Annotated in this window: 14 protein-coding genes; 1 reads left to right on the forward strand and 13 read right to left on the reverse strand. The window is 38.4% G+C overall.

The window, feature by feature from the left end:
- Positions 1 to 14: 14 nt before the first annotated feature.
- Together spoVIF and FHY45_RS03540 are read right to left on the reverse strand one after the other, a co-directional pair.
- A complete protein-coding gene (gene spoVIF, locus FHY45_RS03535; RefSeq protein ID WP_066101365.1) occupies positions 15 to 272 on the reverse strand; it encodes a sporulation-specific transcription regulator SpoVIF in 258 nt (85 codons plus the stop codon).
- A gap of 188 nt (positions 273 to 460) precedes the next feature.
- On the reverse strand, positions 461 to 619 hold the full coding sequence (locus FHY45_RS03540; protein WP_066101369.1) for a YjcZ family sporulation protein: 159 nt from the start codon (positions 617 to 619) through the stop codon (positions 461 to 463).
- 170 nt (positions 620 to 789) lie between these two features.
- Between FHY45_RS03540 and FHY45_RS03545 the strand changes: the two genes are divergently transcribed.
- The gene (locus FHY45_RS03545; RefSeq protein WP_139891417.1) at positions 790 to 1,476 is read left to right on the forward strand and encodes a GNAT family N-acetyltransferase; all 687 of its coding nucleotides are present in this window, start codon (positions 790 to 792) and stop codon (positions 1,474 to 1,476) included.
- Positions 1,477 to 1,948: 472 nt separating this feature from the next.
- Here the strand turns inward: FHY45_RS03545 and FHY45_RS03550 are convergent, their stop codons facing one another.
- The 11 genes from FHY45_RS03550 to FHY45_RS03600 form a co-directional block, all read right to left on the reverse strand.
- On the reverse strand, positions 1,949 to 5,704 hold the full coding sequence (locus FHY45_RS03550; RefSeq protein WP_139891418.1) for an AAA domain-containing protein: 3,756 nt from the start codon (positions 5,702 to 5,704) through the stop codon (positions 1,949 to 1,951).
- 306 nt (positions 5,705 to 6,010) lie between these two features.
- Entirely contained in the window at positions 6,011 to 6,367 is a 357-nt protein-coding gene (gene spoVAE / locus FHY45_RS03555; protein WP_066101378.1) for a stage V sporulation protein AE, read from the reverse strand.
- 22 nt (positions 6,368 to 6,389) lie between these two features.
- The gene (spoVAD, locus tag FHY45_RS03560; RefSeq protein WP_066101379.1) at positions 6,390 to 7,406 is read right to left on the reverse strand and encodes a stage V sporulation protein AD; all 1,017 of its coding nucleotides are present in this window, start codon (positions 7,404 to 7,406) and stop codon (positions 6,390 to 6,392) included.
- Position 7,407: 1 nt separating this feature from the next.
- Positions 7,408 to 7,887 (reverse strand): stage V sporulation protein AC, encoded by a 480-nt coding sequence (spoVAC, locus tag FHY45_RS03565; protein WP_066101382.1) that lies wholly within the window; start codon positions 7,885 to 7,887, stop codon positions 7,408 to 7,410.
- Between the two features lie 12 nt (positions 7,888 to 7,899).
- Positions 7,900 to 8,370, reverse strand: a complete 471-nt coding sequence (locus tag FHY45_RS03570; protein ID WP_139891419.1) for a sporulation protein — start codon at positions 8,368 to 8,370, stop codon at positions 7,900 to 7,902.
- Between the two features lie 364 nt (positions 8,371 to 8,734).
- Positions 8,735 to 9,313, reverse strand: a complete 579-nt coding sequence (locus FHY45_RS03575; protein WP_139891420.1) for a hypothetical protein — start codon at positions 9,311 to 9,313, stop codon at positions 8,735 to 8,737.
- 194 nt (positions 9,314 to 9,507) lie between these two features.
- Positions 9,508 to 10,365, reverse strand: a complete 858-nt coding sequence (gene nikC / locus FHY45_RS03580; RefSeq protein WP_066102359.1) for a nickel transporter permease — start codon at positions 10,363 to 10,365, stop codon at positions 9,508 to 9,510.
- 57 nt (positions 10,366 to 10,422) lie between these two features.
- The gene (locus tag FHY45_RS03585) at positions 10,423 to 11,430 is read right to left on the reverse strand and encodes an ABC transporter permease (RefSeq protein ID WP_066101395.1); all 1,008 of its coding nucleotides are present in this window, start codon (positions 11,428 to 11,430) and stop codon (positions 10,423 to 10,425) included.
- Between the two features lie 75 nt (positions 11,431 to 11,505).
- Positions 11,506 to 13,104 (reverse strand): ABC transporter substrate-binding protein, encoded by a 1,599-nt coding sequence (locus FHY45_RS03590; RefSeq protein WP_139891421.1) that lies wholly within the window; start codon positions 13,102 to 13,104, stop codon positions 11,506 to 11,508.
- A 13-nt stretch (positions 13,105 to 13,117) separates the two neighbouring features.
- The gene (locus tag FHY45_RS03595) at positions 13,118 to 14,113 is read right to left on the reverse strand and encodes an ABC transporter ATP-binding protein (RefSeq protein ID WP_139891422.1); all 996 of its coding nucleotides are present in this window, start codon (positions 14,111 to 14,113) and stop codon (positions 13,118 to 13,120) included.
- Positions 14,091 to 15,110: an ABC transporter ATP-binding protein gene (locus FHY45_RS03600; RefSeq protein ID WP_373925457.1), complete on the reverse strand. Its 1,020-nt coding sequence runs from the start codon at positions 15,108 to 15,110 to the stop codon at positions 14,091 to 14,093. Before FHY45_RS03600 ends, FHY45_RS03595 begins: the two co-directional genes overlap by 23 nt.
- Between the last annotated feature and the right edge of the window lie 154 nt (positions 15,111 to 15,264).

A 15,264-nucleotide genomic window follows, 5' to 3' on the forward strand; every position in this document is an offset into this window, starting at 1 on the left:
GGTGGCTCCTTTACTCATTTTTTATTATTCATCATATTGGCAATTGTATTAAAATCTAATGATTTCCCATCCTTAATGATTGATTGTACCAACTGGTCCTCTACATCCTTCGGTACAGGCTTGTTTGCAATTTGCGAAACCCTCTTAATGACGTTGCGGACTGTTTTTTCATCTTTAAAATTTGCATTTTGTAAGGAATTAGCCAGCTCCATTACATCTTTCATATTTACGCCTGTTTTCTTTTCCATATTTTTAAAGAATCCATTATCCATAATTCAGCCTCCTTATCGTTACTGCTATCATATGAAAGAAAATAGGAAAGGTGAGACTCATTTCTCCATGCAAAAAAGGGATTCAGTATAGACTGAAATCCCTTTCTTTCATTTACTAATTGTAAATACTTAATTAACAGTAGGGCATAGAAGAGGTTTTAGGTCTCTTCTATGCATTTCAATTATTATTAGCAGAAGCTAGCGCCAACAATAATTAACAAGATAAATAGTACAACGATTAGTACGAAAGTAGAACCGTAGCCACCGCCGTAGCTACCACCACCGCCGTATCCATAGCCGCCACCGCAGCTGCTTCCGCCGCCGCCGTATCCATAACAACCAAACATGTAAGTCACCTCGCTTTCGCTTAGTACACTCATAACATATGTTAAAAGTGTTTCCTCGGTTTGGGCTAATCTCCATATAAGAATACCCAAATATTAAAATCGGCAATAATACCTTGAATTACTGTAAATATATCTTTTACACTAAAAGAAAACAGTAAGGAGTCATACACATGGCTATAGAGTGGAAAGAAGTAACAGAATTAGAGGATGAACTATTAAGGAAAGCATTATCTTTATATCATGATTGTTTTCCTGAATACGTGCGTGAAGATGAATGCGTATTTTACGAGTCCATCAGACAACGTGAGAAAAACACACCAAATAATTTCCATTTTTTAGTTGGAATCGTAGACGATAAAGTAATCTGTTTCTCAACTGCCCATTATTTAGCTCAAGTAAATAGCGGTTATATTGTTTATATAGCAGCCGATCCGAAAGAACGCGGGAAAGGCTTAGGGAAACAAACACTTTTAAAAATGGAGAAACTACTTAAAGAAGATGCCGTACATGCTGGGTACCCATCCTTAAAGGGAATCTTCCTCGAAACTGAAAGAGAAATTGATGCGCAAAACGAAGAAGAATACAAAGAAACCATAAATCGCCTTCAATTCTTCAATCATCTTGGCTTTTCACCTATAAAAGGATATCAGTATGTCCAGCCACCATTATATACTGGACAAACTCCAGTGCCTTTATATCTCGCATTTAAAAAGTTCACTCGCGGAGAAGATATTAATTATGATCAAGTTGTTAAAGCAATCTATCATGAAAAATATCATAAAATGAATAAAATTTCCTCAACTGTACTTGATGAATGTATAACGTCTCAGGGGAATATTTCGGAAACCATCCAATAGTGGAAACCAAAAAAAAGTTTCTTTGGGGGCACAGGTCCCTGAAAGGTGGTCGGTAGGTGTTTGATAGTAGAACTTTCCACTGGACTTCACCCACCTTTACCCCGGTATGTCCCGGGCATAGGTGCCTCATAGGTGGGGTATAGCTGCTTTTCCCAGGACTTCTCCTACCTTTCACCCGCCTATCCCCCGGTATAGCCCGGGCATAGGTGCCTCATAGGTGGGGTATAGCTGCTTTTCCCAGGACTTCACCTACCTTTCACCCACCTATACCCCGGTATAGCCCGGGCATAGGTGCCTCATAGGTGGGGCATAGCTGCTTTCTCCTGGACTTCACACACCTTTGGAGCACCTTTGGCGCATACACAAATACCCCGGCTATCGCCGGGGTATTGCTATTCAATATTTAACTCATTAATGCCAGCCTTTTCATCTGTTATCAATGATTCGCAGCAAAATAAGCAACCTGGATTAATCAGATTGCATTAACTTTCTTTTTTAATTCTTCGTTTCTTAATAGTTCTTTCACCTTTTGATCCATTCTTTCGATTTCTTGAGCAGGGGTTTTCCACCAGTTTCTACTCCAGATTCTTTCGATTGTCCATCCTCGGCTTTCAAGGAATCTTTGACGATAGATATCCCGTTCTTTTGCATTGGCCGAGCTATGGTACATCGCTCCATCACATTCAATCCCTAAAATATATTTGGAAGAATCATTAGGATGGACGATGGCCATATCGATTCTGTACCCGGACATTCCTACTTGTGTGTGGACTTCATACCCTAAATTTCTTAATTGAGTATAGACCTGTTCTTCAAAGGGGGAATCAAAATGCAGTGCCAGTTCTTGTACATGTGTATTTACATTATCATTAATTTCCTGGACAACCGACTGTATTTCCTCCCTGTTAGTACGTGAAACAGCTCTTACATATTTTAAATATGATTTAAGAAGCTTTGGTCCAATTTGTGCTGTGCCCGCAACATTCAGTTCTTCCGGCTCGATACTAGATACTACAATAATACGTTCCTTGGCTCTTGATACGGCTACATTCAATCTATTTTCTCCACCATATTGGTTAAGCATTCCGAAGCGATTATAGACCTTTCCTTCTTCATTTTTAGCATATCCTATGGAGAAAATAATGATATCTCGTTCATCACCCTGAACATTTTCAATATTTTTTACAAATACTCTTTCATCCAGTTCTTTTGCCATCACTTGATTATAAGCAACATTGAATTCTTGATCGCTTGCAGCTGATTTTTCAATGATATCCAGTATTTTTGTTTGCTGTTTGGCATTAAAAGTTATAATACCAACAGTTTTATCGGGCTGCTTAATCAATGTTTCTTTTAATAGTCTATAGACCTCAAGTGCTTCTACTTCGTTTGATTGATTGATCCATCTGCCATTCACTTTTTTCCATTGGATAGCTGGAGGATCTTTTAAAGGCTCGACATTGGGAGCAATCTGAACATGTCCATTATAAAAAGCATGATTAGAAAAGTTAATGAGTTCCTCAAATTTCGAACGATAGTGCCACTGAAGAATTTTTTCTGGGAACCTTCTTTTCGCTAGATTTAATAAACTTTGCGATTCATCAACATCATATTCTTCTTCATCATCTTCATTTACAAAAGATGACTGGAACATATTAAATGGCGGCAATTGCTTTTCGTCTCCAGCGACAATTAATTGTTTTGCTCTAAAAACTGCTGGTAGACCGCTCTCCACTGTACATTGAGAAGCTTCATCGAAAATCACCAAATCAAATAAATCATCATTTAACGGGAAAATCGAAGAAACTATTTCGGGTGATGCCAACCAAACCGGCATTAAATCCACAAGACCCTTCTCAGCAAATTCATTCACCAATTTGCGCAGTGGCCAAATCATTCTCTTTTTCCCTGCCTGGTGTTTAAGATCTCTTATTTCCCTCGGGTAAGCTTTCTTAAGCTCCTCGACTGATTGTGTCAATTGATGAATTAAATATTGGTTAGCAACCTCTCTTTTTCGGTCAACCAGTTGACTAAACTTTTCCCGTATCCTTGAAAATTCGTTTGTTGAAATCTTCTTAACCTCGGGATATTTATTTTCCGTTTCATCAATCCAATGAATATATGCCGAGTTTTTAAATAAATGGACCCAGTACTCCGGTAGAGCTTGTTCAGAAGCAGGACTTTTCACGCTGAGTTCTTGAATGATTTTCTTCGTGACCTCTGAACACTCTTCCCAATATGAATCCATTTGCTGTAAGTCCTCAAAATCTTGATGAATATACTCTAATAATTGATCTAATCCCTGTAATGGAATATCTCCATCCGCAATTCTGCTTTGATAATTTTCGATCATTTTCTCATCGAAATATTTTTTTAGCTGGTTGATTTCATTAGACATTTTCTTTGTTTCTTTACCTAATTGATTCATGATTATAAGGGCTTGCTTAATTTTGACCCAGTCCGCAGAACTTGTTCCTTTAAATTTTCCGCCCTCTAATAACTCCTCGATAATTGCTTTACCTGAAAAAGAGGTCCACCACCATATTCTCAAGCCTTGTAGTGTCTTTTTACCAGTACCCTCTAAATCAGGATAGATACTATCTAACTTGCCACCTACTAGCCATGTATACGCAGGTGTAATTTTTTTGTAATCCAAGGAATCCAAATAATCAGAGGCGTTCTTCGCTTTCACAATTAAATCATTTAGAAGTTCTACTAGGTTAAGCTTATCTTTAATGGAAAATTGAGCGAATGATTTACGCTTTTTCAATTCGTAAGACTCGCTGCCGAATCGCTCGTACCATTCAGCATAACTGTAGATTTTTCCGCCAATCTCATCTAGTACATCTTTATTTAACTCACTTAACACAGGTTTTAAATTTAGCATTTTGTCCATATGATCTAATGGTGTTGCTTTTCCGTATAAATCATATAAACGATACCCAAAATCCTGGTACTCATAAAGCCCTTTAGCAATATCATTTAACAGCTTTTCATGAGTAAACAAGCTATTTGATGTGGATTTCAAATCTTCAAGTGACCGATCAAATAATACTTTATTAGTCTCAAGAACCGCACTAATTTTATTATAAAGCGGCTTTCGATCTGTTTTTTCATCATGCACCAAAGCTATATGATTGGATAATCTCAGCCCGTCTAAGCGTTGGTATACTACATCTAGAGCAGCCCTTTTCTGACAAACTACTAATATTTTCTTTCCCTGACTAAGTGCGTCTGTAATTAAATTAACTATAACCTGAGATTTCCCTGTTCCAGGCGGTCCGTGAACAACAATCCCTTTCTTATATCTCGCTTCTTTTAATATTTCCTCCTGTGACCCATCCGTAACAAGCAAATTCATTATATCCGGTTCTTTAGTCTGATTATCTTCATTGTCATTGTTTAAATCTACTGCTGACTCAAACTCTTGTGGTTCTATCAATTCACTGACTAACGATGATAGATTAGCGTCCTCTGAAAGGTCTATCAAGGCATCAAAGTCTTTAACTAGTGAAGAACCGCCTTGTGGAAAGTTTCCGATAATCGCATTTTCCAATAGTACGATTCCAGTGGATTCAGGAATTTCATCCCTTTTATATTCTTTTAACTTTGTGAGTCCTTCATTAGAAAATGAAAGATTAATATCATGTGCTTGGAAGAAAGTATCCCATTTTTCCCTCTCATAAGACTTAGCGATTTCTGCAGCCTCTTCGAAAAATTCTTCGGTAAACTGGACACTATTTAATTTCTTAAACGCCAAAAATAAAGTGCGATTGATTTGCGGACCACCTTCTTCCACACGAATGATCCATCTCTGTGTATTTACCTTACTTTTTTCTAAACGGATTGGATATAAGAATAGGGGAGCCTGAAAAAAAGTCCCATCAGAGAGGCTTCCTGATATAAAGGGGTAGCCTAAATAAAAGTCGTGAATACCTGTTTCTTCTTCAATTCCTTTTATATTTCGCAATAAATCTGTGAGTTTTTTCGAAATGACCATCGAATCTTCATTCTCTATTGTCGGCTTAAGTAACGTAATTTCACCTTTAGACTGCATGACGATTTTCTTTACAATAGCTTCACTGATTTTTTCATTACTGTTTGATAACTTATCTAGTTCAGTTAAATCAAAACTCCATTTATTGTAGATTTTCAATAATCGAATAGAGCGATTACGACGACTAATATCATTCAATTTATCTCTCATATGAATTAGTTTTTCTTTCACCGTTTTACCTTCTTTCCAGATAAAAAATTCTACACCTCAAAAAGGAAGAGCATGCGCCCTCCCCATAACTTATTGTTTTAATACAGAATATATTCAACGGAATTGGAGTGTTAGATCTTCTAAACAGGTATCAATTATCGGCTTTTTCAATTTTATAATACCATGAAAATGGAATTTTTCTTCCAAGTTACACAAATTACCAATCATACATTCCACATGCTGTTACTAGCCCTCTCCAGCCCTCTTACAACCGCTTTTGCATCCATCCATTTAAATTTTAGAATACAATTAATGGGTTCTCTTTCATTAACCTTTTGGTTTAAAAATCAAGGCTGCGATAAATCCAAAGACTATCGCTGCCGTTATGCCTGATGATGTAATTTTAAACATTCCGGTTAACACGCCAACGATGCCATGCTTCTCTGCTTCCTCTAAAGCACCGTTTACAAGCGAATTCCCAAAGCTTACTATCGGAATAGATGCCCCAGCACCTGCAAAATCCAATAATGGTTCATACCATCCAAAACCACCCAATATAGCGCCAATGACAACAAATGTCGAAAGAGTATGGGCAGGCGTTAATTTTGCTACATCAAATAGAAGCTGTCCAATCACACAAATAATGCCTCCTACAACAAAGGCCCAAAAAAACATTGCCAGCATATATGCTCCTCACCTTTCAACGCTATAGTCTTTCAATAGCAACTGCGTGTGCTATACATGGAATGGACTCCCCTTGCTGGAAGGTCAGCGGAGAAAGAAGCGCTCCGGTTGCTGCCAGTAAGATGCGTTTATATGTACCCTTTCTCATTTCATTAAGTAAATGGCCATATAGAACAGTCGCGGAGCATCCTGCACCGCTTCCACCTGATCTTACTGGTTGATCGTCTTTATAAATCATTAAACCGCAATCCCTAAATTTTTCTTTATTTAGCTTTAAGCCCTTCTGCTCCAGTAAGTCAATCGCAGTGTCATGACCAATTTTCCCAAGGTCACCTGTAACAACAAGGTCATAATAGTCCTCGTCAAGGTTTAAATCCCTGAAGTGATGATAAATCGTATCTGCTGCAGCAGGTGCCATCGCGCCTCCCATATTAAATGGATCCTTCAATCCCATATCAACAACTTTACCGATGGTTGCACTGGTTACAACGAGCTTACTTTCAGATGAGTTATCATTCTTCTCCACCAAGGCAACTCCCGCCCCCGTTACGGTCCATTGGGCAGTTGGCGGTTTTTGACCGCCATATTCTGTTGGATACCTGAATTGCTTTTCTACGGTTGTATTATGGCTTGAGGCACCAGTCAATATCTTGTTGGCACCGTCATAATTAATAATAAAGGATGCCAGTGCAAGGCCTTCCATAGATGTTGAGCATGCACCAAACAGCCCAAAATATGGGATGGCCAATGTCCGGGCTGCAAAGCTAGTAGGTGTGATTTGGTTAATTAAATCTCCCGCAAAGAAAAATTGAATATCACGAGTTTGCAATTTCTTTTTATCCAAAGCTTTTTGAACCGCTTCCTCAATTAATACACGGTTCGCTTTCTCATATGTTTTCTGATTTAGCCAAAGATCATCATGAATAATATCAAAATCATCAGCCAAACGGCCATTGCCTTCAAAAGGACCGACAGCTACGCCTGTAGAGGAAATGACAGGATGATTATGCAGCACCCAGGTTTGTTTACCAGTTAGCATATTAACCTCCTATAACCATTAGATAGATTTGCTTTACTAATGCAACGACAAATGCTGAAAAAACACCATATAGGATTACAGTTCCAGCCAATTTAAATATATTTCCTCCTACCCCAAGCACAAATCCTTCTGTTCTATGCTCAATCGCTGCTGAAATGACGGAATTACCAAATCCCGTAACTGGAACAGCACTTCCCGCTCCAGCAAATTGGCCAATTCGATCGTAAACCCCAAAGCCTGTTAATAACATAGCTAAAAATATCATCGTTGCTACAGTTGGGTTACTGGCTGTTTGCTCAGTAAAATTAAAATAAAATATATACATATACGTAATAACTTGTCCTAGTAGACAAAATAGCCCACCTACAAAAAATGCCTTAATACAATTCTTTACAACAGGTCGTTTTGCTTCATATTTTTGTTCCAGCTCTTTATATTTTTGTTGTTCAGGGGTTAGTTTTTCATTCTTTTTATTTGCCATATGTACACCTGCCTATGCCATATCCTTCTGTAGTTTCATTATTTTATCAAACCATTTTCCAGCTTTTTTCTTGGAGTAACCTTTATCCTTCACATTCACGATTAACTCGACTGTTTCAAGAAATATTTTCATATCACTTGATACAGTAAAATCAAAGGATTTAAAGTTTTTCTTTAACTCCTTATCTAATTTACTTTCGATACTTTTCATTCGAAAGCGTTGCATATGCTTAACCTTGTACGCAACCAAAATATCTTTATCCTTTTGGACAACAGCCACATCGTAGATTTCTTTATGGGAAGCTACTTTCTCTTTTATTTTCTCTAATGGTGCCTTTGAATGATCACCAAGATAAACGGGATCTTGATCCACGGATTGAATAAGTGACATCTTGGCTTCTTTACTGCTTGAGTCACCGGAACATCCGCTTACTATTGTGAAAAACATAGCTATAATTAAAAATACAGAAATCCTTTTATTCATAGCACCATCACCCCCTCATTACAAATTGAAATTATTATCCTGTATTGTTTGTTAAACACGGCATTTTATCCAATTTATTTGGAATAACATTAGATGTAGCTTAATTGCTGCATAACAACCTAAAATAAAAAAAACTGCTGACTAAACAGCAGGTTATGGTTGTAAACGACCTTTTTTATTATTTTTTGTACATCCACAGTTTTTTTTCTTTTGCTTGGAAGGCGTTCTCTTGATTTGGCTTGCTTTTTGTTTTGGTATCTTCATAAAAGGGATCCTCCTTCCCTGATTAGGACTCATACAGTATAAGTATGTAGGAAGGTTTGGTTTGTCTAATACAGATAACCAGATCCGATACAGAAGTATTTTAAAAACGAACTATTTTTATTTCTTTTATTTGCTGCAATGTATATTTAATCCATTTCTTCCCAAACGCAACTTTAATATAGACATAATCCCCCTTTACTTTTTCAATCGTTCCCCTCAGCCGCTTCCCATCTTCCACTATAAAATCGCAGACCGGGCTCGACATGAGCGACGGCATTTTGGAGAGATAGGTGACTAATTCCTCCTTCGTCATATCCTCTATACGTTTACGCTTTGTTTTTCCATTCGCTTCACTTACATCCAATAAATCAGGCTCCCGTTCTTTCAGCAAATCAGTATATTGTTTCTTTTCTATCTCAAAGCTTAATAATGGGGGCTGCTGCTGCAAACTATCATCACTATTTCCCTCTTCAAGTCCTTCACGCGAATTATCTTTATCAGCAATATGTTGTTCCCATTCCTGTTGCTGATTAATTTTATGCATCAATTCTTTAGTCGCAGCATTTGTAAAAAAGTCATCTATTTCCACTATTTCTTCTTCACGCAATCGTCTCATTATTTGCTCCTTATCAAGCCAAGCATTTGCTGGCAGTGCACTATTAATCTCATTATGGCTCATATAGTTACCTCCTTAGCTTCTATCTGCTATATATATGTGCAAAAGACTGTAGATATATCTGAGCTCCCCTCTTTGCTGAAAGCGTTAATTATGGTTTATCATGACATTGCCTGCCCATAGCCAATTTTTCACAAAAAAAAAACCGCTCTCTAACAATTGCAGAGGAGCGGTTCATACTATTTTTATTTTCTTATTTAACGCTGTTTCATTTTTGGATCAAGGGCATCTCTCAGTCCATCACCCAATAAATTAAATCCTAGGACAGTTAACATGATAGCCAATCCTGGGAAAAAGAGCGTTCCGGGAGCCTGTACTAAAAAACCCTTCGAATCCGCCAGCATTTTTCCCCATTCAGGTGTCGGTGCCTGTGCTCCCAAACCGAGGAATCCAAGCGCCGCTGCTTCTATAATTGCTGTTGCAATTGCCAATGTTGCCTGAACAATAATTGGTGTCATACTGTTTGGAAGGATATGACGAAAGAGAATTCTTGAATCCTTCATACCAATTGCGTTGGCTGCCATAATATATTCCTCTTGTTTAACACTCAGTACTCTAGACCTTATGAGGCGGCCAAAATTCGGAATATTTATAATGGCGATTGCAATCAGGGCATTTTGCAGAGATGGCCCTAAAATAGAAATAATCGCGATTGCCAATAAGATACTTGGAAAGGCAAGAAGGATGTCAAAAAAACGTGAAATAATTGTATCAATCCATCCGCCATAATATCCAGCTACAAGCCCCATTATTGAACCTACTATAACAGAACCCAGTACAGAGAAAAATCCAACGGATAAGGATATACGCGCACCATATAATATTCGTGAAAGAATATCCCTCCCAAAGTCATCTGTTCCAAACCAATGTTCAGCAGATGGCGGTTTTAAACGGTCTGTCAAACTAACCTCCTTATATCCATAAGGAGCAATAATCGGAGCTAATAATGCCAATAATATAAAGAATAAGACGATACCAAGGCCCACCATTGCCAAACGATTACGTTTAAAGGCAGCCCATGATTCCCCCCATGGAGAAACCACTTTTTCATCCATTACCAATGGTGTCTCTTCTGTATTTCGTACTAATTCCCCCAATGTCTACACCACCCTTTATTTGGAGTATTTAATTCGTGGATCGACCAATGCATAAAGGAGGTCGACAACTAAGTTAATGAATACAAAAGCAGCCGCAATCAGTAAAATACCAGATTGAATAACCGGATAGTCACGATAGCCGATTGCTTCATATAAATAACGCCCTATGCCCGGCCAAGCAAAAATAGTTTCTGTCAGAATAGCCCCTCCAAGAAGTAATCCTGTTTGCAGCCCTATGACAGTTAAAACCGGAATAAATGCATTTTTCAAAGAGTGCTTGTACACCACCCAAAACATACTGACACCTTTTGCACGTGCTGTACGAATAAAATCTGATTTCATAACTTCAAGCATAGTCGATCTTGTCATCCTAGCAATAATGGCCATTGGAATAGTTGCTAAAGCGATACTTGGCATAATCAAATGCTTAACCGCCACAAAAAATTGATCGAAATCACCTTGCAGCAACGTATCCACCAAATACAAATTAGTTATCGCATTGATTGGATCTCTGATATCTTCACGTCCCGTTGTCGGTAACCAACCCAGCTGAAGGGAAAAAGCCCATTGCTCCATTAACCCCAGCCAAAAAATAGGCATGGATACTCCAATTAAGGCTAAGATCATAGCTAAATAATCAAACCAGGAATTTGAAAACCACGCACTGATGATGCCGGCATTTACACCAATAACGATGGCAATAATCATCGCAACTAGCGTTAATTCTAGCGTAGCAGCAATATATGGCCATATCTCACTAGTAATCTCTGCATTCGTTCTAATGGATGTACCCAAATCACCGGTAAACAAATTCTTAATATAATCTATGTATTGAACATACCAGGCTTTGTCCAATCCAAGCTCTTGAGTTAAAACTGCAATGGACTCTTTTGTTGCCCTTTGCCCTAAAATAACCTGTGCCGGATCTCCAGGAATGGCTCTGACAATGGCAAATACAATCAGCGTCATTCCAAACAGAACCGGTATAACAGACAGAATCCTTTTCATTGTATAAGAAAACATCTGTATGCACCTCCATAATAAACAGGCGCCCCTATATGAATCATCCATGTAAAGGCGCCCTTACTTAACACAGTTTTACTTGAATTCTACATTCTTTAAAATATCTGATCCGGTCGGATGCGGTACAAGTCCTGTTAAATCAGCTGATGCTGCCAACAAAGGCGTTGAGTGAACGAGCGGAATCCACGGTGCATCTTCATGGATAATTTCTTGAGCCTGTTTATATAGCTCATTCCGTTTGTCTTGATCAACAATTGTTTGCGCTTCAATTAAAATGTCGTGGAGCTTATCATTCGCGTAATAGGAATAGTTGTTAGATCCGATTGAATCTTTATCAAGCAATGTATAGATAAAGTTATCAGGGTCTCCATTATCACCTGTCCAGCCCAGCATATAGGCCGGGAACTCGCCAGCTGCTGCCTTTTCAAGGTATGTAGCCCATTCTACAGTTTGAATTTCTGCCTTAACTCCAATTTTTTCAAAATTTGCCTGAATCGCTTCTGCAATTTTCTTTCCTTCTGGTATATATGGACGCGGAACTGGCATAGCCCAAAGATCCATTTTAAATCCATCCGGATAACCAGCTTCTTTTAATAATTCTTTTGCTTTATCTAAATCAAATTCATAATCCTGAATTTCATCGTTATAGCCTTCCACTGAATCCGGCAGAGGATTTTTCGCTGGTTTTGCCATTCCTAAATAGAAAGCATCAATGATAGCTTGCTTATCAACGGCATGGCTTAAAGCCTGACGGACTTTTGGATTATCAAATGGTTTTTTCGTTACATTAAAGCCAAGATACCCAACGTTCATGGAAGGACGTTCAATAGCCTGTAAATTTGCATCTCCTTTAATTGTTTCAAGGTCTGATGGGTTTACACCGTCCATCACATCAATCTCACCGATCTTTAATGAATTCAAACGTGCCGAGTTATCAGGAATCGTACGGAAAATAATTGTTTTTAATTTTGGCTCTCCGTCTACATAATAATCTTCATTCTTTTCAATAACGATTTTGTCATTTGCTTTTTCTTTAAATTTATACGGACCGGTACCAACTGGATTTTCCCGGAACTTATCACCATCTTTTTCAACTGCAGTAGGGCTGGCTATTCCAAAACAGCTCATTGCAATATTTTTAAGGAAGGTCGCCTGAGGTCTTTTCAAGGTAAATTGAACAGTCGATTCATCAACCGCTTTTACTTCCTTAATGACATGCCCTTCATCTTTTTTATAGCCGCCAAACATGCTGTAATATGGAAACTGATCAGCATCGCCATTCATCCATCTGTTAAAGTTGAATACTACTGCTTCTGCGTTAAAATCAGTACCATCATGAAACTTAACGCCTTTTTTCAATGTAAATGTATATGAAAGACCATCATCAGAAGCCTCCCATTTTTCAGCCAATCCAGGTTGCAGCGTCGTATCCTGTTTACCGTAAGTTAGCAGTGTATCAAAAATATTAATCGTGACTTTAAATGACTCTCCTTCGGTTGTCGTGATTGGATCTAACGAAGTGGAATCACCGCCACGCCCAAAAACAAGTGTATCCTTTGTATTTCCTTTCTCTTCACTGCCTCCACCTTCAGTCTCCTTGTCGCCAGAATTACATGCTGCCAGTACAACGCTTAGCATTAGAATACTGACCATAGCCAATAAAAGCTTTTTCATATGAAACCCCCTCTTATATTTGTTTATTATCATTGCTGTCATGTTCACCATGGAGATGACATGCAGCATAATGATCCCCTTTTATTTCTTGGTATACTGGATTAATAGTCTTACAAACTTCCATTGCATGCTGACATCTAGTATGGAATGCACAACCACTCGGTGGATTGGATGCGCTTGGGATGTCTCCAGTTAAGATGATGGATTCACGTTTAATATCAGGGTCTGGTATTGGTACTGAAGATAATAAAGCTTGTGTGTACGGGTGAAGAGGGTGTTCGTATAACTCTTCGCTGCCCGACAATTCTACCATTCTCCCCAAATACATGACTCCAACGCGATCACTAATATGCCTGACAACCCCCAGATCATGTGCTATAAAAATATAAGTAAGTCCAAATTCTTTTTGGATATCCTTTAACAGGTTTAGTACCTGGGCCTGTATGGATACATCAAGCGCAGAAACAGGCTCATCTGCAATAATTAATTTAGGTTTTGTCATTAGGGCTCGGGCAATACCGATCCGCTGACGCTGACCGCCACTGAATTGATGGGGATAACGTTTTAAATGATAGGAACTGAGTCCCACAACATCTATCATTTCTGCTACCCTATTTGCCCGCTCCTTCTTATTGCCAATGCCATGAACAATTAAAGGTTCTTCTAATATTTGCTGGACGGAATGCCTCGGATTTAATGACGCATAAGGATCCTGAAAAACCATTTGAATATCACGTCGCACTTGTCTAAGCTGCTTTTTTGACATAGACATGATTTCCTTATCTTCGAAGACAATACTTCCTTCTGTTGGGTCAATCAATCTCATTAATAATCTGCCGGTTGTTGACTTTCCACAGCCACTTTCCCCAACAATCCCAAGAGTTTCCCCTTTTTTCACATGAAAGGATATATCATTGACGGCTTTTACTTCACCAATCTTCCTGCTCAAAACTCCTCCATTAATAGGGAAAAATTTCTTCAGGCCTTCAACTTTTAATAGCTCCGTCATGATGGATGCCTCCTTCCTGTCCCTGATATAATAGGCACCTTACCCATTGATATTGGGGAGACACCTTTTGTAATTCCGGAGTCATTGTGGCACAGGCAGGCATGGCATATTCACAACGCGGAGCAAATACACAGCCATTTTGAATCATTCCTGGTTTCGGAACATTACCTGGAATGGAATATAATTTACTATCTTTCTGCCGGATGTCGGGTACAGATTTCAGTAATCCTTTTGTGTATGGATGTTTAGGATTTTTAAATATATCCCTGACCGTTCCTTTCTCAACAATTTTTCCTGCGTACATAACAAGAACGCGATCGCATATTTCAGCCACCACTCCAAGATCATGAGTAATGAGAATGATTGATGTTTCAGTTTGATTATTTAAATCTTTCATCAGCTTAAGAATTTGGGCTTGAATGGTAACATCAAGTGCCGTAGTCGGTTCATCTGCAATCAATATGTTTGGTTTGCAAACCATGGCCATCGCAATCATAACCCTCTGTCTCATACCGCCTGATAACTCATGTGGATAATTTTTCATTAAATCAGCAGCCCGAGGCAGCCCTACCTGCTTTAACATTTCCATACATTCAGTACGCGCCTTAACTTTATTACTGTTTCTATGCAGCCTGTATGCTTCAATCATTTGTTGGCCGATTGTAAACAAAGGATTAAGAGAAGTCATCGGTTCCTGAAAGATCATAGATATCCGATCCCCGCGAATTTTCCTCATTTTTGATTCGGATTTTTTTAATAAATTGTCTCCCTCAAAATTAATGACTGCCTGGGGATCAACAATAGCCGGCGGTTGTGGAAGCAGTCCCATAATGGATAAAGAGGTCAAACTCTTCCCACTTCCTGATTCACCAACAATACCAAGAATTTCTCCTTTATGAAGTTGGAAATCGATATTCTCAACTGCAGGAACCAATTTTCCATCATCCATAAAAGAAACGGTTAAATGGTTTACATCTAAAACCACAGTGTCATCCAAGCCATTCCCTCCTGCGTAATATTATTATGTAATTTATTAAAATATTTAAAATATTATGATTTATTATGTCACAGCTTTTCCCAATTGACTATCATTTTATTAGAAATTTATAACATTTTTATTGTATAGGAGAATAATATTGGATCTTAACACA

The sequence above is a fragment of the Bacillus sp. D386 genome (assembly GCF_006346415.1).